The following is a 20,165-nucleotide window of genomic DNA, read 5'->3' as shown; positions in this document are numbered from 1 at the left end:
GTTCACAGCGGCAAGGCCATGAGCGTGTCGGTGACGGTGCTGTCGCACACCGCCACGCGCTCGGCCAGCAGCAGCTTGCCGTCCAACCGAATGAAACGGTCGTGGTAGACGCCGGTCGCGAAGAGCTGCGTTTCGCCGTGCGCCATGATGCGCGCCACCATGAACGGCGTTCGGGCGCGCGCCGACGGCGCCTCGGCCGACTCCAGCACCGGCACGCCCAGCAGGTGGCGGTAGCGCTGGCGCTCGTAGATGTTGGCCTCGCGCAGCGCGGCCACACGGTCTTCGAGCATGGCTCGCGAGTCGGCCCAGACGATACCGGCTGGCAGGCCCTGCTGCTCGTTCTCCACATGGGTGATGCGGTAGAGCGCATCGGGCGCGAAGAAGTCGGGCCACTGCTCCAAGCGGTCGCTATCGATGGTGTCGGCGTAGGCCGCGTGAAAGGCCATCAGGCTCAGCAGGTCGATCACGACGCCACCCCCATGTGCTGGCGGTAGGCTTTCCAGAAGCCGCGCACCGAGGTCTCCGTGGCACGGCCTTCGCCCGAGGCCACCACCTCGCCGCCCATGGCCACCACGGCCTGCTGGTCTCGCGCGCCAGCGATGCCGCGCTGCACGAAGCCGCCCACGGCGCCGTCTTCCATGGAGATGAAGCCCGCCGGGCCCACCAGGTTGCACTGTTTGAGCCGCACGCGCAGCCGCTCGGGCGTGTCGTCCTCGAAGCCGAGGTAGACCCAGTGCAATTCGGCGCGGTCCTTGCCCTTGGTCACCACCTGGCGCACGGCCAGGCAGTTCTGGATCTGCTGCAGCACGAAGCCGGGGAACACCGACAGGATCTGCAGCGTGACGCCATCGGGCCATTCGTCGAAGCCTTCGAGCAGGCTCGGGTCCTTCAACCGGTAGCGGTCGTGGTCGGAACGCAGGCCCTGCTCCTTGTACGACGCGTCCTTGGCCGAGGGATCGATCATCGAATAGCTCACGTGGTTGCCGCCCGACTCGTCCACGATCACCCCACCCTTTTGCGAGAGGCGGTTGATCTCGAAGGTGGTGAAGAACAGGTGCAACAGGCTCGCGTGGTAGCTGTCGCGCACGTTCTCCACGTAGAGCTTCCAGTCGTTGGGCAAGGCCTGCGTGAACCGGCCGATCACCTTCACTGGCTTGTGCAGCACGCGCTCGATGCGCGCGCAGATGTCCTCCCCCAGGTACTCCTCGATCGGCGGCACCTCTTCGCTGAAGCTGCCAAACACCAGGCCGCAGAACACGGCCACGCGCAGCTTGCGCGGCCCGTGGTCTTCCTTGCAGAAATCCGGCGGCATGCCACCCTGGCCCTTCACACCCTTCTCGAAGGCCACGCCGGTGAGGTCGCCCTGGCGGCTGTAGCTCCAGGCGTGGTACACGCACTGAAAGCTCTCGGCCTTGCCTGACTTCTCCAGCGCGATCAAGGCGCCGCGGTGCGCACAGCGGTTCTCGAAAGCGTAGACCTCGCCATCGGCGTCGCGTACCACCACCACCGGCGTCTCGCCCACGTGCGTGGTGCGGTAGCTGCCGGCCTCGGGCAACTCGGCGTCCAGGCAGAGGTAGTTCCAGGTGGCGCCTCTGAACACGCGCGCCTGCTCTTGCTCGTGGACGCCGTCGTCCGCATAGACCGCGTAGGGCACGCGGCTGAGCCGATCGGTCCACCGGATGGTTTGCACGTCTGGCATGGCTGGCATTACTCGAGGGTCACGTTGGCGGTCTTGATCACGCGGGCCCACTTGTCTGACTCGGCCTTGATGAAGGCGGCCGTCTGCTTGGGCGTCTGTCCACCGGGTTCGGCGCCTTGGGCGGCGAACTTCTCGCGCACGTCGGGCAAGGCCATGGCTTCGGCGAAATGCTTCTGGACCTGCTGGGCCACGGCGTCGGGCGTGCCGGCGGGCGCCACCACGCTGAAGAAGGTCACGGCCTGCATGTCGGGCAACTTGAGCTCGGCAAAGCTCGGCACGTCGGGCAAGGCCTTGGAGCGGCGACTGTCGGCCACGGCCAGCACCTTGATGCGCTTGCCCTGGTGGTACTGGGCCGACGACGCGATGTTGTCGAAGAAGACGTCGACCTGGCCACCGACCAGGTCCGTGAGCGCGGGCGCGGTGCCGCGGTAGGGGATGTGCACCATGCGCGTGCCCGTGAGCTGCATGAACAGGTTGGCGGTCAGGTGCGAGGTGGACCCATTGCCTTGCGAGGCATAGGTCACCTTGTCGGGGTTGGCCTTGAGGTAGGCGATGAACTCTGCCAGGTTGGTCACGGGCAGTCGGTTCGACACGCCCAGCACATTGGGCACCGTGGCCACCACGGTCACCGGTACCCACTTGGTGGGGTCGAACGGCATGGACTTGTAGAGGTGGTGGTTGATCGCGATCGGGCCCGGGGGCGATACGAGCAAGGTGCTGCCATCGGGCTCGGCGCGCGCGACGAACTCGCCGCCGATGTTGCCGCCCGCGCCGGTGCGGTTCTCCACCACGATGCCGGCGGGATAGGCGTCGCGCATCTTCTCCGCCAGCACGCGCGGTAGCACGTCGGCCGTGCCACCGGCCGGAAACGGCACCACCAGGCGCAGCACCTTGGGTGCCGCTGCCGATTGGGCCTGCGCGTTGAAGGGCAGCACGGCGCTGAGGCCGGCGGCGACCGACGCCGCGGCCAGCGCGCGTCGCGTGATTCGTGGGGAGTTCATGTCATTCCTCTACTGGGGGTGGGCAGAACGTGGCGGCCAAACACCGGCACGGCGGCGCAGTCTAGGCGCGCACTTGATGCACATCAACGAATTCGAACAAAATGTGCGCCATGCGAACTTCACCCAAACCCTCTCCTGACACCCCTGCCGACGGCGCGAGCCATGAAACGGATGAACGCGCCGAACGCGGCGAGCGCGACTACGTCATGGCGCTGGAAAAAGGGCTGGCCATCATCGAAGCCTTCGGTCAGTTGCGCAGCGGGGCCACGCTCACCGAGCTGGCCGACGTCACAGGCCACACCAAGGCGTCGGTGCGCCGTTCATTGCATACCCTGTGCCACCTGGGCTACGCCACGCAGGACGGCCGTCAGTTCCAGCTCGCCGCGCGCGCGCTGCGCCTGGGCTCTGCCTTCGTGGTGTCGGACGCGCTCACGCGATTGGCCCAGCCCATCCTGGAAACCACCGCCGAGCGCACGAAGGAATCGGCTTCGATCGCGGTACTGGATTCGCAAGACTCGGTGTTCGTGGCCCGCGCCACGCACCGGCGCAGCCTATCGGTGGGACTGGGCGTGGGCGCGCGCCTGCCGGCCTACGCCAGCGCCACCGGGCGCGTGCTGCTGGCCGGGCAGCCGCGCGACGCGGTGCGCTTCATGCTCAGCCGCATGGGCCGCCCCGCGCTCACGGTCAAAACCATCACCAGCCTGCCGAAGGTGATGCAACAAGTGGAGCTGGCGCAGCGCCAGGGTTACGCGCTGTGCGACCAGGAACTGGAGATCGGCCTGCGCTCGATCGCGGTGCCCATACTCGACCGCCGAGGCCGCACCATCGCGGCCATGAGCCTGTCGGTGGCAACGAGCCGAATGGACATTCCGGCCATCATGGACAAGCTGTTGCCCGAGCTGGAGCGCGCGAAGCAGAAGTTTCCGGCGCTGTTGTGAAGCGGCGGCCTACGCACAGCTGCGTCCCCGACCTCATCAGCCTGGGCCTCTTCACAGGGGCCCGCGAACAGGAACTGTGCAGCTTGACTGCAGCCCAGGTCGAGGCCAGGTGCGGCAGCTACGTCTGTCTTCGCGCCCAGCCCGTCGCCCATGAGGTCAACGGCTCAAGGGCCACTCCCAGCTTCCGGCCTTCTGCAGTCAGTTGATAGCCCCCAGCGACGTGCTCCACGAGCCCCGCCTCCTTCAACTCGGCGAGCCGCGTGTTCAGCAAGCGCGAGTTGGTCTCGCATGCGTCCTGTAGCGCCCTGAATGTCAACGGGTCTCCGCGCAGCTCCCACAGGATGCGCAGCGCCGTACGCCGCCCCAGAAGGTCGAGCGCGACCATGATGGGACGCCCAGACTTAGAGCCGCGAGCGGGGGAGCCGATGCGAGGTACCATGCTTTAAAATATACAGCAACTCTGGAGACGCCATGCCCACGCGAGTAGCCCCCGCCGTTCCGCCGTTCGAGCCCGAGGTCGCCACCATCATCGACCGCACGATGAAAGGGCAGCCCCCGCTTCACCTCTTCGCCACGCTGGCCCGTGACTCGCGCCTCGCCAAGAAGTTCTTCGCGGGAGGGCTGCTCGACAAAGGCAACTTGACCATCCGCCAACGAGAGGTCGTCATCCACCGGACCACCGCCCTATGTCGATCGGAGTACGAGTGGGGAGTCCATGTCACGGCCTTCGCGCAACACGCAGGACTGACTCCCGAGCAGGTCCACTCGACCGCTGCGGGCACCGCCGAGGATGCCTGCTGGACCCCCGAGGACCGTGTGCTGATTCGCCTTTGCGATGCGCTCCACGAAACCTGCGACATCGACGACGGCCTGTGGCAGGAGCTGCAGGAGCGGTTCAACGAGAACGCCATCATGGAGTTGCTGATGCTCGCCGGGTTCTACCGGACCGTCAGCTACCTCACCAACGGGCTGCGGCTGCCGCTGGAATCCATCGGGGCGCGGTTCCCGGTGTGAACGGAGTACGGGGAGGGCCTACCGACAGCGCTTCCTTCGCGTCCGGCTCTTGAAGCCCCCGGGGGTGGGCTTTCTCAGTGCGCGTCCTTTGCCACAAGGTATCGGCGTCCGCAACGGGGCGCAGGTGTGCGCAGGGCCTGGCGGAGTCGACCCAACTGAGCCGCTCGATCAAGCAGGGCATTCCGAGCAGGCCATGACGGCGAGCCAGCACCAGTGCCTCAGCCATCATCGGGCCTCGCTTGTCGCCTACGGGATTCAACGCACCGCCACAACGAAAAAGCCCCGCGTCAGCGAGGCTCTTATCGTGCACCCCCAGCATGCACCCACACCAGCCTGGAGGCCGCATGAATGCTGGGGTTCAAAGGGTGGGGTGGCTGATGGGAGACCACCGGCCACAAAAATTCGCTCCGCGCTCCAAGGCGAGTCGCATCCTGCTACACGGCTCTGTGTCACAGCCAGTGTAACAGCGCAGAGGCCTTTGTCGATAGCGTGGGTGCGCCGAAGACAGCCTCCGCTTGAACATGCGCAAAACGCGACCCTCGAAATGAGGGTCGCGGTGAACAAAATAGTCAGAACGGCTCGGCAGCAAGCGGGAGCGCCGTGCGACTGCGGCGCTTGCCGGCGCCTACGGAACCGAGTTCGCGAAGAATCCGGACGATGGTCCCGTAGCTGCCTCTACCCAGTTCCAGTCGCACGTTGGTGGGGCCTATTTGACGCCCTTGAGCATTCAGCGCCTCGCAAGCCCGCCGAACGTCCTCGCGCGTAATACCTTTGCGCCCCCGTCGTGGTGGCGCGCCTTTCTCTTCCATCGATTGCCTCATGCGGTCGTTGATGTCGACCTCACCGCGTGTAGCAATCGCCTGTCGGCCGGGCGCCCGGGAATTTCGTAATCGAAAGCAGTTGCGCCCACCGGTCGAAGCACGGACCATCGCCGGCCGATGCTCAACCTCAAACTTCAACTGACGGACGAGATGCGCCGGAGCGTCACGCGCACCGGGTCCATTCGCAACGTCGGAACAACCCACGCACCGCGCCTTGCCACCGAGCTTGCCCTTGGCAACGGCGAGCCCTCCGTCACGTCCACCTGCGAGATGCCTTTCACATGGGAACTGACCGTTCCGCAGGTTGTCGTGCACTGCCTTGCAACGACGCTCGCGCGAGACAGCAGCCCGCGGCTGGACGTCCGCAAGTCGATGGGTACCGCTCAGGTTTCGGTGCGCAGAGGCTCCCGCGTGCTTGTTGCCCACACAGCTTGGCGCGTCTATGAAGACATGCACGACGAGTCTGGCGAATGGGAACCCCTGGGCCGCCGTGCCGTGACGGCGTGGCAACTCGCCATGCTCATGCTGCAACGCCCGCGGGAGCCGGCGTTCGCGACGGCCAAGACTTCCATGCCGCCGGCCCACGTCAAGGCGCAGCGCTCCTACTGCCGCGTCTCGGACCTTCCGGAAGCGCTGCAAGCGGACTACTGGGCGCACGGGTGCCTGCAGCCTCAGCCCATGGTCAAGGGGGTGCCGGATGCCGTCTACCCGCACGAGATGGCCAGGTTCTTGGCGCTGCACAACTGACGGCGCGGGGGTGCGCTTGCTCTACGGCGGTCTGCACGCCGTAGCTACACGCAGTGCAGGCCACTACAGATAGAAAGGATTTACTTGTGCACGCCACCCTCAGCCAGCGTCTTCACCTGGCGCGGATTCTGACCCCTCAGCAGTCCCAAACGGAGGCAGCCGGACTCAAGCAGCGCCCGAGCTTGCCCCCGTACATGTTCCACGCAGCGTTGCCCGATGCCGTCGTGCAGCGCTTCGAGGACCGAACCGCGTATATCGCGCGTCGTTTCAACATCTATCCCTTGCCATGCGGCGGCTGCATGGCGGTCGCAACGCTCCAGTCCGACGGGCTTCAACTGCGCACCGCGGTTCCGCTGCTGGACAGGACTACGCATGCCTGGCTGGAGCACCTCATTGCCGCGGGCGAGCTCACCTGGCTGCTGGAAATCGAAGAGCTCAGGCAAACTGCGCAATTCGTCGCGCGCTGTGACATCCCCGACCCCGCCGAGCTGCGGCGGGTGGTTGCGCAAGCTTCCCCCTTGCGCAGGGTCGAACTTGCAGGTGCTCTGGAGTTCCAATGTGCAGCCCTGCTTGAGCCTCTGGCAATTGAGAGCTGCCTGCCAGCGTTTCAGGTCACGGAAGCCCATGTTGGCCTCGTCGTCCCCGACATTGCCCAGATGGTCGCCGACGACAGCCACTGATTGATATGCCGAGCCTTGGCTTGGCTTGATTCGAGAGGCGCCTTTACGGGCGCCTTATTTCTTTGGCGGACGGCCAGCGGCGCCGGAGCACGCACCAGCGTCATGTGCGAGCTCCGGCGCCGCAGCGCGAGAGGCCCCTCCTGTCGGTTCGCACGTCGCTCTCTCGACGGACGATGGGTCTTATAAAAAATTATTGTCAGGTCTTATAACTATGGAAGCCGGCACATTTCTGGCCCGCAGGTGGCTAAGACAGCGATTGGCCCTCTTTCTTCCGCAAAAGCGACCAAAGGCCCCACCTTTTGGTGGGGCCCCTTCGGGCGTTGACCGCGATTCCCTCCAGTCCTGAAAGAAGAGCCGGCGGCGGTTAGACCGCCGGCTCCCGAATCAAGAATAAAGGCGAGGCGCGAGCCTCGTTGCATGCAGCAAGCCGCATGCGCTTTCCTCTATCCCCACAGACGATTCACCAAGGTGCCTCCCCTGGTTTCGTCCACCTGCCCATGCCATCACCCAGCGCAGCGCCAACCGCGCCGGGTGTCTAGCAGGCATGAACAGGTTCGGTCGATGGCCGCCACAGCCATCGGTTCCTCTCGAGCCCGGTACCACCCGGGCTCTCGTTCATCACATCCCATCAGTTCTGTTCCGACTCGGCACCCCGCCAGGGGGCCGGCCGCTCAACCGCACACTCAGGTGACATCTCGGGACTGTCCCAGCATTGCTGCCGGCCCGACCTTCGTTGTGAGCAGTTGTCTCATAGCCGTTGGTTTCCGCGGGTACCAATTTCCGCGGACCGCCGGCCATTTCGTCTTCGTTAGACCCGTTGAGTTTGACGAGCAGACCACCAGTCCCTCACGAACTGCACAGCTTTCGGGCGCATCTCCCGTTTTCCCCATCCCGAACCCATTAAGCGGATGGTTACTCGAGGCTGTGTTCTCAGTTCATTTCCAGGAATTCCAGGCACTTCAGGCCCTAGCTGGTTCTTACTCTCCCCATGCCGTCACCGGCACTTACACGCTTTTGCTCTCGGCGAGGCAAAGGACTTCCAGGCGCGACCCTGTTCATCCTCTGCTCCCGTGCCAGACTCCTCCGTCGATTCCTTCTCGACTTCATGTCCGGCCCTGCAGGCTTCGACCCAAGGACTGATGTCCTTGTGGCCTCGCAGCTGCCCTGCCTGTCTACGTGGGGGCTTTTCGTCGCGCATCTGTGCCTTTCCAGGGTCACAGGTAGCGCGCCGACGGCGGACTTCAACGACGATGCAAAGCGCATCCCCGTCATACCGCATTCAACAAATCAGGAGCTCGCATTGGGTGATGAATCCAATGGTCACAGGCATTTCTGCCCCTGGTGCGCTTGTTACCGCGCACCGTCCGTTTCCGAATCGCACTGATTCATCTGGCAGGTCAGTGCCAGGCTGCTCCGGCGCTTTCACGCCGGCTCGATGAAGTAGAGGTGGGGGATTACTCCGAGAGGCCTGAGCCCCTCGGGATTACTCCCCACCCCCCTTCCGACACGTGACGGGCGCCTTTTTGGGACGCATCACGCGCTGCGGCAGCGGTGGTAAATCGCTGAACGCCGGAAGGAACTGATAAGACATGAGCAAGGTCGGTGGCGCCGACGTTGCTCACAAGACGATGAACGTTTGCGAAGCAGCATTGGCGTGCCGCTGACCTTGTGCGATGTGGTGATGCATCACAGTAGTCCTACATCGTCTAGCGACGCACTTCGGCCGGGGTCGGGGCCCTGACCGGCCACCCTGCCGCCTCCGCGTGAGCGGCATGCCGCGCGGACGCCGCTGCAGACGGCCGGGCGGCGCGAGGCACAGGCGGCACCGACTGCGCCGTATGCCGCCCACGTCGAGCCGCCCCAACCGCGCTCCACGCGCGGTCGACAGCTCGCTTTGCCGCCGTATGCCGCGGCAAAGCGGCGGCCCCCGTGGTCGGGGACCGCGCAATGGCTCAACCGCGAGCCATCGCACTACCGGGCCCCCGTCGGCCGTATCGGCCGACGGGGGCCCGGTAGTAATGGGCTCATTGTCTGTTGACACGTCCGTGTCAACAGACCGCATCGACTGGAGCGGCGTCTCTATACGTCGCATGCCCAAAGACAAAACACTCGCTTTCAAGCCCCTCTCCGTTCTGGACCTCCCCGTCCCGAGGTCGCAGACCGCATTGATGCAACTGCTTCAGCTCCTCGTGGGCCGCGAGCGGTACCGCTACTGGTGCGGTGGCACGGTGCGCAAAGACAAGCTCGCGGTTTTCGCCGAGAAGATGAGCAAGCGCTACCCGCTCACTCGCAATGCCCGCCAGCGGTCCTACGACCGCAAGCGGGGACTGGCGTGCGTTCAGTTGCTGGTCAGGCCGGCAGTCGGCGACAACGTGCAATGGTGGCTCGTCTCAACGTCGGGCAAAGGTGGACTGGCCGACCCGGTGAGCCCCGACGCGCAGGTTGCTCGTCACGCGGACAGCAAAGCAGGACACGTGGTAGTCGACGACTACGTGCTCATGTACGCGACGAAGCCTCTGGTTCCCTACAAATGCAAGGACGGCGACTCGGGCGTCGTCGGAGAGCCGCAGAGCCCTGAACGCGGAGCTGCGCATGAGAAGCCCTCCCAGACTTCGACTTGGACGTGGAAGCTGCGCGGGGATGCCGTGACAGCCTTGCAAGCCGCGGTCGAAGAGGAATGCGCACGACTGGCCTTCGGCACCGAGGGCGCTTCAGCCTGGGGTCTTCGAGGCCTGCTGGCGGCTCAACGTCACCGCCCCCTGTTCAGCGGCGTTCGCAATCAAGTGCTTGAGCTGCACCGCTTCGCCCGAAAGCAATGGGCGCGTCGACGAGATTCCTGGCTTCATCTGCATCCTGGCATGGCGGAGCGCTACGGCGATGCCGCTGGGCAGCTCCCCAGCCTCAAGGTGACCCTGACGCAGCAACTGCCCTTGATGGTGCGGATGAAAGTCTATGACGCGCCTCCAGCTTCCCTGCGCAGCTTGTGCACCTCGACCCAAGACGAGTGAGAGCCGCACGTCACCCCCCGACAACGACAACCCATTGGTTCTACACATGCCCACCCTTCGCATCAAAGCCGACAAGGACCGCCGCAGCGCTCAACTGGTCCGCTATCGCTACTGCAAGACAGCCAAGCGCAGCGTGACGACCTACGTCGGGACCGTATCCGCGAATGCCGACCCCGACTATCTCCACGAGGAGGTTCAGCTCAAAGCAGGTGAGCAACTAGGGTGCGCCGACTACGAGCTCATCCGTGCCTGGCTCGCGTTGCACGGAACGTCCCAGGGACCGAAGCGCAGGCTCGCGCTACGCGAACAGCTCGCCGATGAGCTTCGTGCGCAGGAACGGACACAGGACCGTGCGCAGAGCCTATGGACGTGCGCCACCGACGCGCTCTCTGCTCTGGCCCAGGCAATTGAAAGCGTGCCGTCGGAAGTGGGCGAATCCACGGGCGAACTCAAGGTTCAGTACAAGGCCGTTCGTATCGCCTTCGAAGCGGTCCAAGCCGCGGGGCAGAAGCAAGGCTTCGTTAAGCAGCGACGGCTCGAAAGGCAGGGTGAGACACCTCGAGAGAGTAGCTCAGCGTCGAGCACCAAAACCTCGTGATAGGCGCCCATGTAGATGCCTGTTCCCATCGCTGCTGATTTTGACGACGCCACGAAACCACAGCATGTTCGTCCCACATGCCACGCCCAACGGCGGCTCAATTTTGAGTTCAAAACTGCCTCCCACACTAGGACGTGGTCTTCGACCTCGTCCAGCGCTCGTCGGCGGCGGGGTCGCGCCCTGCCTCAGCCAACCTGTCGCGAGCAACTCGAGTACGCGGCAGGCCTATTCGCCAGGGAGGCGAATCAGTTCGACTTGGCCGGTGAAGCCCCAAAGAGCGTCAAACCGTTGTTCAAGCGAGGTCACCGCTGCATGGAGCCGGCGCTGCAGTTGTATAACGGCGCGCCCAGTTGCGCGGGCCAACGACGCCTTCAACGCCATGATGTCGCGGACGTCCTGGACGATGGCAGAGTGAGCGGCCGCATGAGCGGCATTCCCGGCCAAATCAAGTGCAGGGACAGGAACGTCCGCCAGAACCGCACTTCCCCTGCTGTAGTACCCGCCTCGGAACGGGCTTCCCCGTTTGCGCAGGAAGTACTCAATAACACGCTGATTCAGCAGGCCCATGACGAATTCAAGAGAGTAGCCGTCGCGAGGGTTTAGCACCATGACCTCGCCTGCGGTGCCGCCGGACGCCACCGCGACTCCGACCGTGTCGAACGCGTACTTGTCACCGGTCTGGTTAACCGAGTAGATGATTTTCGGACGGGTGAAGACTGTCTCCAGCGATTGGTGGCGACCGAACGCATAGAAAACCCCAGCTGGTGGTGGCGGAGACACGTCGCGCTTTTCCAAGGTGGCACGGTAGTGCCGCAAGTAAGCCCAGCCTAGGGGGAAGTTCTTCTCTAGGTAGGCCGGCGCCATGACCTGGGGCGTGCCGCTAGGGCCCACGGCGTAAGGAAAGACGACTAGGGAGTCGGCCTGAATCTCGCCAAAGGACTTCACTTGCCCCGAGTCAGCCACGTACGGGCGTGTCAGCGCTTTCTCAAGCTCCCACTGGGCACCCTCCTTTTGGAAAAGGACCGTGCGCCCGGTGTCCGTGTAGTTTGAGATGACAAACACGCTATTCTTGCTTGTCTGAACCCCGTTCTTTATTTCGACAAGGTCGCCTAGCTTGCGGCCGCTGGCGTACAGCATGGAGAGCACCGTGTGCTCCTCCAGCGTCCCGGGCAGAACCCATGCAGACTCTCCGAGTGCGCTCAAGACGGCACCCGGTTGGACGTACCCCTTGCCTGCGGGGTCAAGTTCGAACTCGGCCTGCTTGTGGATGTTGCGATAGCAGAACTCGGCTACGCCAGGCTGCAGTATCAGGATGCAGACGTACGCTGACTTACCTGCGAACAGCGACTCATTGCCGAAGTCCAAAACCTCACGCACGGCCATTTTGTCGGCCATGAGCTTGCGCAACTTGCTCGCCGATTCGATGGTGAGCCACTTGTTCGGTACCAGCAGACCAACGGTGCCCGCTGGCGCCAGTGCACGAAGTGCCCGCTCGATGAACACGAAGTACTTGTCGAATTGTTTGTGGCAGCTGGTGTACTTCGCTTTGTAGTAGTCAAACTCCCTGCGATTCGCCGTCCTCATGTCATCGGTTGTCACGTACGGCGGGTTGCCGATGACAACGTCGAACTCGGACGGGAGCCCTTCGTCCTCCCAGTCAATGGGCGCCGTCTCCTCGCGCGCAGCAGGCGGTCCAACGAAATCCGTCCCCACCACCGTGTTGCCCCAAACAACATTTCCATTCAAGTCAGGAAGGATTCGCTTTTCAGCAGGAAGCGTCTCTGCCGTTTCGTCCTCCAGGAGCTTCACCATCAAGCTAAACTTGGCGACTTCCACCGCGTTGAAATCAACATCTATCCCGAATAGGCACTTCTCCAGCAACTGCCGCTTTGCCTCGAACCTCAGTCTGAATTCATTCGCCGAGGCTTTGTAGATTCGCTTGTCCTTGGGGTTCCCCGTGAGCAGCAGACTGATGGCGGTGTTGGCCAGCTTATCCAGGGCATGCAACAGGAATCGGCCAGAGCCAATGGCGACGTCCAGGACTCGGACGGCGCAGAGCTCCTCAAAGGTCGACACCGGCGCGGCTGCAAACCGGGCGTCGAATGCGCGCTGGATGACTTCCTCGACCAGCGGCTGCGGAGTGGTGACAATCTCTCGGTCTTCGTAGGCGGGCTTCTGTACCAGGCAAATGCTTCCGTCGTCGAGAAGCTCGAGACGCCTGGCCAGAAAGTGCTCATACACCTGCCCCAAAAAGTCCGCGTCCAGTACGGCAAAGTTGTAGGGCGACGCAGGCGAATAGACTTCCTCAACGAAGTCGTGGAACAACGTCGCATTGAGTTCGTACTGGTCCTGCAGCCGGTCTTCGGCAACGTCAAAGAGCCCGGTGTTATACCGGTCATCCAGCTTTTTGAAGAACGTCCGCAGCTCAATGACGCTCCTCTTCCCCGCGACTTTCCGCAGAGTCTCGCGCACCTCGATGCCGCGGTCTTCGCACATGCGCAAGAAGATGATGCGGTTGACCACCTTCTGAGCCAAGTCGCTAAGTTCGTTAACCGTCAGGCCGGGATACCGCCCATGGAGCTCGTTCGCGAGGCGGACGCGCCAGCCGTTGATGCGCGCCAGAAACTTCGCGCTTACGGCGAGAGTCCCGTCGGTTGTGCTCCCGTAGAAACTGTCGATTGAGCCGTTCGCTACAGCGGTCCGGCCAAAGCGGGCGACCAAGTCATTGAAGCGAGCAGGGAGTTCCGCATAGCTGATGCTGTCCAGAAGTCCCACGTCTGCGTCGTCGGTGGACTTGGGTTCCAGTCGTGAATCGTAGATTCGAAGCGTCCGGAAGTTCGTTAGTATGGACACGGGCAGTCCCACCGTGTACCCGTAGCTACGAGCCTGGAAGGCTGCCGTCTTGTTGGTTGTTATATCGATAGAGGGCTTCTTAGCCTCTACGAAGAACTTCTTGGCCGATGCGATGCGGAACGTATAGTCTGGCCGGCCACCATCGCCTTCCTGCGACTCTTCCCGCAGAACGTCCTTGAGGTTGTTGGGTAGTCCTTGGGCATTCGCCATATCCCAACCCAGGAGCTCAAGGAATGGGTCGATGTACTCGACCCGTGCCTCCGTCTCTTGATAGCCGGAAGCTGATGCCATGAGCTTTGTCTCGTCGGCAGCAAATCGCGCCACGAGGTCAAGGAGCCGGGCCGGCGTCGTCACTCGCCGTCCCTCACAGCCACCTCGCCTAGGAGTCGATGTCGGCGACTGCGAATCCGAATGAGTGCGTGACGCAGCAGTTCAGCCTCATCTTGGGTGAGGCCTGCAGCCGTAAGCACCTTGTCGTCTTGCGTTTTGAGGAGCTGTAGCGGGCAGGTTCCTGCCCGAACAGCTTCATCAAGCTTCGCCAGGTTGGGTCGCACCGCCGGAAGTGGAACAAGCAGTTTTTCAATTTCGCTGGGAACGAGTTCAAGGACGCCGCCGCCGTAGTGACGTCCCTCAAGCTCCGCAGTCAAGGCTGTGAGACTGTTTATGAAGCAGTACACCAGCTTCCCGGCCGCCGGTCCATCTGGCAGCGGCGTTATGCGGTAGGCCGTGTCCGTCGTGTACGCGCCCAGCGGGTTTAAGATTAGACGCGGATAGTTGTGAGAGCGTTTAAGAAGCCCAATCGGGGTAGCGTAAACCGACGGCACGCTGAACCAGGGGCTCCGAACGCGGCACTTGTAGCGGGTATGCAGCTTCTGCGACTCGCCGAGTTGGATATATTCGCGAACTCGCTTTGGCAATCGCGCGACGTTTGCGTCCTTCGCGATGGAGAAGAAGTTTGTAGGGAGCCCACGCTGGCGATTTGCCTCATGTACCCTTTGGTCGTAGACCACGCCGGGGCAGTGCTCACTGCGGCCGAACATCGGCCTTACGAACTTCTCGAGGCCGTACTGAGCGACGGTGTTGTCGTCGACCAGGAAGAACTTGTTCGCGCCAGTGACGATACCGACGTCGACCGTCGCAACGTCGCAGAATCGCTTGACAGAGGGCAGCGCCTCGGCCTTCTCGAAAACCGCCAGCTCCGCCGGCTCGAGCAGCACCTTCATCCACTTTCCGTTCAGAACGCCGCCGCTTACGTACTTTGCTGTTCGAAACAGCTGTTCCGGGTCACCGTTCAAAAACGAGTTGTCCGGGGCCGCGTGGATGGCGACGCCCTCCGACTGGTCAGAAGAAGTCGCCTTCTTTTCGACCATTAGGAGCACAGTTCCCTGCAGGGCTGCTTCGAATAGAAGTTCGTTTGGGTCGACCATCAGCACCCGTCGCGACTGCTCGAGAAGGAACTTGCGTAACGAGCCTGCGTGCAGGACGTGCATCAGCTCCGACGGAATGACCATTGCGAGGCGCCCGCCGGGAGAAAGGAGCGCGACACAAGCAATCACGAACGGCACCCAGGCGTTAGTGTGCTTCGTGAAGGCCAGGGAGAAGCGCGCAAAGAGCTGCTCTGACAGCCGCTGGTCCTCTTCGTCCAGGTACTGGTAGCGGATGTATGGTGGATTGCCGGTTACTGCGTCGAAAGACGCCCCGGCGTCAAGCCGCTCGTGGGCCCATTGCAGGAAGTCCGCCCGTACGACCTGTGCCGAGCGCAACTTCAATGCAGTTGCTGCTTTCCGCGCCTTCGCCGCCTCGCCAGCAAGTCGCTCCACGCCAGTCACCGCCAGCTTGGAGGTGCTCAGGCCATTTAGCGCACGGAAGAACGCACCGTCCCCGCAGCTTGGTTCGAGGATGCTTTCGGGCTGGGCGCAGAGCACCCACCGCGACAGGAAACGGGCGACATCAGGCGGCGTGTAGTAGCCGCCACGGAGCTTGTCTTCGGTCTCGTTCTCTTTGAAATTCATACACGCGCGCGTAAGACGGCAAAGCCGCACCGTTGCGGCCACCTTATGTGCTGTTTAGGCGCCGTGTTTCTTCACGTCCGTTATCCCTCCAGCAGAGGCGCGCTCGCTCCGTCAAATGCACGAGTTTAGATGAACATGAGCCAGGAGTTACGAAACCGAAGCTGATGGTCACAGTCGGCACGTCTTTTCCGTTTTCGGCTTCAAATCTATCCTTCGGGTGAGCTTCGACTGGACCCTGGTAGGGTTGGAGCGAGACGAGGTTCTGCTTACCCTCAATGCGCAGGGCCTTGCACAAAGAGGCGGCGGTTGGCGCCGAGAGCCGGCCGTATGCTTTGAGGCGCGATGGTGCTGTCAAACGCCACGCGCAGCCACGCTATTCGGACTCGCACTTCCCGCTTCTCCTCCTCAAACTGAACTGGTCACTCCCAGGTCTGCACCATGAGACCCGCTGGTCCGCAAAAGGTCGGCCGCGGGTGTGTTGAGCCCTCTCTTCCCACAAAATTGCGTAGCCGGGCCATTTGTACAAGCGCGCCCAGCGGTCTCTCAACAGGGAGTGCCATTCTGCCGGCCACCTTCATAGCCCGTTGACCGCAGCCAGGAATAAAAGACTGCTGAGCCTGACCGGCTTCGCATCCCTCATCAGGGTCAGTGTGACGACGGTGGTAAGCGTCCGTTGGTCGGCGCCCAAGCGGTGCGACCGCCCGACCGCTGCAGCTCGTCGAATCCAAGGGTGTGGCAGCACTCGTCCTTTGACGACCCTACTACCCTCTCGGCTCAACGGTAGCATGCCCACCGACGACGAGATTCCCCTTCTCACCCTGGAACATTTCCACTCCGCAAAATAAACCGCCGTTCGCTATAGGTGGCATGGGGCCGCCATGGGGGTGGCCCAAAGTATGCGCCCCTGGCTCCAGCTTTGGTCGGCAGGGAGGCAGGGGCGCGGCGGATAAAGATGACTACAGCAACGCATAGGTATCGCCATTTATCCGCCTTGCGGAGCCCTGGCGATGACGACTTCATTGCAACTCATGGGGGACGTCGGCTACGACGAGCCCCTGCACTACCACGACGCACAGAGAGGCGGCTTCGTGTCGGTCCTCTCGAAAGAGCACGGCAAGACGCGGCAAGCATCCTTCAAGCTGGTCGACCTTGAATCGAACCTGAGCCGCTGGCACGGACAGCCTGACGTCTGGCTGTCGCAGTGCGAGTTCTTCAGGCCGAATCGGCGCAGGGTCAATCTGTGGCGAATGCCGCTGTGCTACGTCGACCTCGACACGTACAAGCTCGCACACCTCGAAAACCACACACCCGAACACCTGCTCCAACTTCTACTTGTTGAATGCATCGACCAATCCCTTCCGCCGCCAAGCCTCGTGGTGAGTTCCGGCCGAGGGCTCCAAGCGAAGTGGCTGTTCGAGTCTCCTGCACCGCGCGCTGCGCTACCACGCTGGGAGCGCGTTCAGCTTCAACTGTGCTCTGCCCTGCAAAGGTTGGGGGCCGACTTCGCGGCCATGGACTCCGCGCGCGTACTACGGCTCACAGGCTCGACAAACTCGCGCTCAGGCAAGGTAGTCCGCCTCGTCCACGAGTGCCGAACGCCGACTCTGGGCGGCGCGTTGCTGCCATCAGGAATCGTGGGCTATGACTTCGACGTGTTCGCGGACACCGTGCTGCCTCGAGCACGCGCGGACATCGTCCAGGAACGCTTGGCTCGGGCGACAGCCTCCGGGGACCGTGACGCAGCCACCACCGCAGCAGCGGCTGTTGAGAAGGCCCGGCGCGCAGCTGGTCTGGGTGGCCCTTCGACGGCAGGTTGCCTGCGCCAGTTGCAGGGGCACAAGCTTGCGTGGGACCGACTCGCAGACCTGCGACGACTCAAGGAGCTCCGCTGGCCAACACACGCCTATGCAGGCATCCCGTCCGGGCACAGGAACATGTTCCTGTTCCTCGCGGCTTGCTTCCTCGGCGACTGCTGCCCAATGCACGAGGTCTTGCCAGAACTCATTGCGCTGCGAGACGAGTTCGCACCGGGTTGGTCGCACGAAGAGCTGCTCTCCTCCACCACGTCGGCGCTGTCGCGCGCACGAGCTTGCGCAGCAGGGCAGACGGTCGAGTTCGATGGCATGAAGGTTTCCCCGAAGTACCGCTGGAGAAACAGTACGCTTCTTGAACGCTTGGCCATCACGCCCGACGAAGAGAGACAGATGCAGACCATCATCAGCAAGGCCGAGGCAACCCGGCGGAACACGGAGCGGCAGCGGTCAGCCCGGCGCGCACAGGGGATGCAACCTCGTGAACAGTACTTGGAAAACGCTGCGCAGCAGCGTCAGGCAGCTCAGCAACTGCGAGCCGATGGACTGAGTAACACGCAGATTTCCCAGGCGCTCGGAATCAGTCTCGCCAGCGCCAAGCGTTACACCCAAAAATCGACTGGCGCTTGAGCTGGCTCAAGTGTGTGGCTACATATGGGGGAGTGGCGTAGCCGGCAGACGGGAGCGCCATAGAACAGGCAGGCTCCACCACAACCCCTCAGTGTCCTTCGGGTGGGCGCGGAGCCGAGCTCACGGACCAGCGCGAAGCCTCACAATCCTCATGCGACACCCCGCCCTTCGGCCGTGTGGTGAGCACGCCCTCGTGACCTTGTGTAACCCACCGACATGACGCACACCAGACCGTTGTTCGAGAAGCCGCCGCACTACTCCCCCGAGCACATCCAACGAATCAGAACCCAAGTCGCAAAGATGAGCCCGGCCGTCTTTGCTTCGTTCATGAGGGTGAGCGCTTCGACGGTGCATAAGTGGGAATCCGCCTCCGTCGGTCAGCGCCCAAGCGGTGCGGCCGCTCGACTGCTGCAACTCCTTGAGTCCAAGGGCGTGGAAGCACTCATCGTTTGAGGAGGTTGCCCCGTTCGCGCAGCGTCTTCGACGCGACGCAGTACGACCGGAAAGTGCCTCATCAGTTGATGCGCACATCGCGCAAGTCGCAGGGTGCGGTCTGCGAAAGCGCCGTCACTTCGTCTTTCGCCGTTGACTAGTAGCTCCGCGACCCGGCTCCCACGGCAGCGCCGGAATGGCCGGGAATCTGACTCGCTTGAACTGCTCCAACATCAGGTCAAATGGCAGGTCCGAGCCGTACCCGTCGGTCACAACGCCATCCCCAGACGTGTGCCCGAGGAATCGCTGGAGGTACTTCGTCTTAAAACCGGCCTTCTCCAGCATGTCCTTCATTGTGTGCCGGAACGAGTAGAGCACCTTGCGACTGTCGGTGATGCCGAGCGCCCGCAGTTCGCGCCCAAAAAACTTCGAGAACGCGCCGCCGAGCTTGCCGTGCCAATCTTTGGCCAACGTTGGAAAAAGTACCGTCTCTTTGCGTGCTCGCAGGTGCTCGACATACCGCAACAGACCCAGCTCGATGAGCTCCTTTGCGACGGGGACCCGCCGTTGGGATGCGCCGTTCTTGAGCGTGCGACGGTGGCTTGCGGGCACCTCTTCATCGAACAGGTCGTGGTCTTCGTTCGTCGGGCGGTCAAGCAGTTCGAAGTACCAGCCATCGTCAGAATGCTGGCGCAGGTCGCTCAACGCCAGTCCGCACAGTTCCTCGGGGCGGGCGCCGGTGTAGAACATCATCAGCGGTATCCAGTAGCTTGCTTCGCCGGACTGCCCTCGCGAACGTTTGTGCGCTGTGTAAATCTCCGACCCGAAGATTGTGCTCAAGTCACCCTCATCGAAGGGCAAGCGCCGTTTGCGGCGTCGCTGGGCACTGTTTTCCTTGAAACCCAGCGTGTCAGCCGCCGGATTGACGTCCAGCAGATGCCGTCCCACGGCAATCTTGTAGATGGCGCGGATTTTCGAGATGCGTTCGTTGATGGTGTCGACGGCCAGCTCGCGGTCGCGCATAGACTGCGCGAAATCCGTCATCAACCGTGGCGTGACCGCATCGGGTGACATGGTGTTGTGAGCCGCGGCGAACCGTCGCAGGTCACGCCAGGGCGTCTGGGCCGCGATGGTCGTCGATTTCGGACGGTTATCGACGTGGTCTCGCCACTTTTCGAAGACGCTATCCCAGGTCGCCCCATTCGCATTCCCGGGCGCTCGCTCGGGGGCCACCGTGCAGAGCGGATGCTCGGCCGCCGGCACGACCTTGGCCGTGTCGACAATCTCCCCTCGCTGGCGCGCGAGTTGATGGTCGAGGGTCTCGACGACTGCGCGGAGAAAAATGTAGCAAGCCCGCTTTGCATCCTCTCCCTCAGGGTTGAAATCCAGGCCGCATAAATACAAGAACCCGTGCATGGCGGGATAGATGTCCTGGGTCTTGCCCTGCGCAAGCAACCGCCCCAGTTCGACCCGCTGTTTGGTCAACTGTTCACCGAGTTCGTCGAACTCCTCGTCGTCCAGACACTGCTCTCGCCGCTTCTCGTCGGTCAGCAGGACCTGCTGAGACCAGAATCGCCCAGCCGACCGCAACTGCTCGTCCGAAAGCTTGCTGACCCTTTTGGCCGCCATGGAGGCACAACTAAGGTCAAGCTTCTGACGTTTGGAGGTGAATTCGGCGTCGATGCGCGCGAGTTCGGCATGCGCGCGTGCCTTGGCCTCGCGAAGGTCCGACGTACCGAGACTTTGAACGATGTGCGTCTGGTGACTGGGGTATGCCGACCGGAGGGCGGCGGGGATGCGGCGGCGCACGTATTTGGTGGCGTGCTTGCCGCGCTCATAGATGTGCTCGGATATTGCTTTCATTGCCTGATTCACATGGTTGTGTCACAGGCCGTGTAGCAAGTGCTGCCGGCACTTAAAG

The 20,165-nt window shown here is 62.9% G+C and carries 16 protein-coding genes; 8 read left to right on the top strand and 8 right to left on the bottom strand.

Annotated elements, in window-relative coordinates:
* Positions 1-2: 2 nt before the first annotated feature.
* Genes DY262_RS18045 through DY262_RS18035 form a run of 3 tightly spaced genes read right to left on the bottom strand, consistent with a single transcriptional unit; the run spans position 3 to position 2,700 of the window.
* Entirely contained in the window at positions 3-467 is a 465-nt protein-coding gene (locus DY262_RS18045; protein ID WP_116960470.1) for an aromatic-ring-hydroxylating dioxygenase subunit beta, read from the bottom strand.
* The gene (locus DY262_RS18040; RefSeq protein ID WP_116960469.1) at positions 464-1,699 is read right to left on the bottom strand and encodes an aromatic ring-hydroxylating dioxygenase subunit alpha; all 1,236 of its coding nucleotides are present in this window, start codon (positions 1,697-1,699) and stop codon (positions 464-466) included. The genes DY262_RS18045 and DY262_RS18040 overlap by 4 nt, the downstream gene beginning before the upstream one ends.
* An 8-nt stretch (positions 1,700-1,707) precedes the next feature.
* Positions 1,708-2,700, bottom strand: a complete 993-nt coding sequence (locus DY262_RS18035) for a Bug family tripartite tricarboxylate transporter substrate binding protein (RefSeq protein ID WP_116960468.1) — start codon at positions 2,698-2,700, stop codon at positions 1,708-1,710.
* A 110-nt stretch (positions 2,701-2,810) separates the two neighbouring features.
* On the opposite strand from DY262_RS18035, the gene DY262_RS18030 reads away from it, so the two are divergent.
* On the top strand, positions 2,811-3,638 hold the full coding sequence (locus DY262_RS18030) for an IclR family transcriptional regulator domain-containing protein (RefSeq protein ID WP_116960503.1): 828 nt from the start codon (positions 2,811-2,813) through the stop codon (positions 3,636-3,638).
* 118 nt (positions 3,639-3,756) lie between these two features.
* Here the strand turns inward: DY262_RS18030 and DY262_RS18025 are convergent, their stop codons facing one another.
* Entirely contained in the window at positions 3,757-4,023 is a 267-nt protein-coding gene (locus DY262_RS18025; RefSeq protein WP_116960467.1) for a winged helix-turn-helix transcriptional regulator, read from the bottom strand.
* Positions 4,024-4,109: 86 nt separating this feature from the next.
* Here DY262_RS18025 and DY262_RS18020 point away from each other — a divergent pair, with 86 nt between their 5' ends.
* Complete coding sequence (locus DY262_RS18020) at positions 4,110-4,652, top strand: carboxymuconolactone decarboxylase family protein (RefSeq protein WP_116960466.1); 543 nt, start codon at positions 4,110-4,112, stop codon at positions 4,650-4,652.
* A gap of 569 nt (positions 4,653-5,221) precedes the next feature.
* Here the strand turns inward: DY262_RS18020 and DY262_RS22230 are convergent.
* Positions 5,222-5,461, bottom strand: a complete 240-nt coding sequence (locus DY262_RS22230) for a DNA-binding protein (protein WP_181936555.1) — start codon at positions 5,459-5,461, stop codon at positions 5,222-5,224.
* A 129-nt stretch (positions 5,462-5,590) separates the two neighbouring features.
* Between DY262_RS22230 and DY262_RS18010 the strand changes: the two genes are divergently transcribed.
* The 4 genes from DY262_RS18010 to DY262_RS17995 all read left to right on the top strand — a co-directional run bounded on the left by DY262_RS18010 (position 5,591) and on the right by DY262_RS17995 (position 10,506).
* Entirely contained in the window at positions 5,591-6,220 is a 630-nt protein-coding gene (locus tag DY262_RS18010) for a hypothetical protein (RefSeq protein ID WP_116960464.1), read from the top strand.
* Between the two features lie 86 nt (positions 6,221-6,306).
* The gene (locus DY262_RS18005) at positions 6,307-6,900 is read left to right on the top strand and encodes a hypothetical protein (RefSeq protein WP_116960463.1); all 594 of its coding nucleotides are present in this window, start codon (positions 6,307-6,309) and stop codon (positions 6,898-6,900) included.
* Positions 6,901-9,068: 2,168 nt separating this feature from the next.
* Positions 9,069-9,908, top strand: a complete 840-nt coding sequence (locus DY262_RS18000; protein WP_147326268.1) for a hypothetical protein — start codon at positions 9,069-9,071, stop codon at positions 9,906-9,908.
* A gap of 46 nt (positions 9,909-9,954) precedes the next feature.
* Complete coding sequence (locus tag DY262_RS17995) at positions 9,955-10,506, top strand: hypothetical protein (protein WP_116960461.1); 552 nt, start codon at positions 9,955-9,957, stop codon at positions 10,504-10,506.
* A gap of 225 nt (positions 10,507-10,731) precedes the next feature.
* Here the strand turns inward: DY262_RS17995 and DY262_RS17990 are convergent, their stop codons facing one another.
* Both DY262_RS17990 and DY262_RS17985 read right to left on the bottom strand, forming a co-directional pair.
* A complete protein-coding gene (locus DY262_RS17990) occupies positions 10,732-13,713 on the bottom strand; it encodes an Eco57I restriction-modification methylase domain-containing protein (RefSeq protein ID WP_116960460.1) in 2,982 nt (993 codons plus the stop codon).
* Entirely contained in the window at positions 13,710-15,371 is a 1,662-nt protein-coding gene (locus DY262_RS17985) for an N-6 DNA methylase (protein ID WP_116960459.1), read from the bottom strand. Before DY262_RS17985 ends, DY262_RS17990 begins: the two co-directional genes overlap by 4 nt.
* Before the next feature lie 1,007 nt (positions 15,372-16,378).
* On the opposite strand from DY262_RS17985, the gene DY262_RS21660 reads away from it, so the two are divergent.
* Complete coding sequence (locus tag DY262_RS21660; RefSeq protein WP_147326267.1) at positions 16,379-17,812, top strand: hypothetical protein; 1,434 nt, start codon at positions 16,379-16,381, stop codon at positions 17,810-17,812.
* Between the two features lie 216 nt (positions 17,813-18,028).
* A complete protein-coding gene (locus tag DY262_RS21655; protein WP_147326266.1) occupies positions 18,029-18,265 on the top strand; it encodes a helix-turn-helix domain-containing protein in 237 nt (78 codons plus the stop codon).
* A 114-nt stretch (positions 18,266-18,379) separates the two neighbouring features.
* Here the strand turns inward: DY262_RS21655 and DY262_RS17975 are convergent, their stop codons facing one another.
* Complete coding sequence (locus DY262_RS17975) at positions 18,380-20,107, bottom strand: site-specific integrase (protein WP_116960457.1); 1,728 nt, start codon at positions 20,105-20,107, stop codon at positions 18,380-18,382.
* Positions 20,108-20,165: the final 58 nt, after the last annotated feature.

It is taken from the genome of Hydrogenophaga borbori, assembly GCF_003417535.1.
In the GTDB taxonomy this organism is placed as follows: domain Bacteria; phylum Pseudomonadota; class Gammaproteobacteria; order Burkholderiales; family Burkholderiaceae_C; genus Hydrogenophaga; species Hydrogenophaga borbori.
This window is presented reverse-complemented; position numbering and strand designations above follow the sequence as displayed.

What these genes read in the sequence shown, in the direction of transcription:
- DY262_RS18040 (WP_116960469.1), bottom strand. Translation starts at nt 1,699, where the DNA reads ATGCCAGACGTGCAAACCATCCGGTGGACCGATCGGCTCAGCCGCGTG.
- DY262_RS18035 (WP_116960468.1), bottom strand. Translation starts at nt 2,700, where the DNA reads ATGAACTCCCCACGAATCACGCGACGCGCGCTGGCCGCGGCGTCGGTC.
- DY262_RS18030 (WP_116960503.1), top strand. Translation starts at nt 2,811, where the DNA reads ATGCGAACTTCACCCAAACCCTCTCCTGACACCCCTGCCGACGGCGCG.
- DY262_RS18025 (WP_116960467.1), bottom strand. Translation starts at nt 4,023, where the DNA reads ATGGTCGCGCTCGACCTTCTGGGGCGGCGTACGGCGCTGCGCATCCTG.
- DY262_RS18020 (WP_116960466.1), top strand. Translation starts at nt 4,110, where the DNA reads ATGCCCACGCGAGTAGCCCCCGCCGTTCCGCCGTTCGAGCCCGAGGTC.
- DY262_RS22230 (WP_181936555.1), bottom strand. Translation starts at nt 5,461, where the DNA reads ATGGAAGAGAAAGGCGCGCCACCACGACGGGGGCGCAAAGGTATTACG.
- DY262_RS18010 (WP_116960464.1), top strand. Translation starts at nt 5,591, where the DNA reads ATGCTCAACCTCAAACTTCAACTGACGGACGAGATGCGCCGGAGCGTC.
- DY262_RS18000 (WP_147326268.1), top strand. Translation starts at nt 9,069, where the DNA reads ATGCAACTGCTTCAGCTCCTCGTGGGCCGCGAGCGGTACCGCTACTGG.
- DY262_RS17995 (WP_116960461.1), top strand. Translation starts at nt 9,955, where the DNA reads ATGCCCACCCTTCGCATCAAAGCCGACAAGGACCGCCGCAGCGCTCAA.
- DY262_RS17985 (WP_116960459.1), bottom strand. Translation starts at nt 15,371, where the DNA reads ATGAATTTCAAAGAGAACGAGACCGAAGACAAGCTCCGTGGCGGCTAC.
- DY262_RS21660 (WP_147326267.1), top strand. Translation starts at nt 16,379, where the DNA reads ATGACGACTTCATTGCAACTCATGGGGGACGTCGGCTACGACGAGCCC.
- DY262_RS21655 (WP_147326266.1), top strand. Translation starts at nt 18,029, where the DNA reads ATGACGCACACCAGACCGTTGTTCGAGAAGCCGCCGCACTACTCCCCC.
- DY262_RS17975 (WP_116960457.1), bottom strand. Translation starts at nt 20,107, where the DNA reads ATGAAAGCAATATCCGAGCACATCTATGAGCGCGGCAAGCACGCCACC.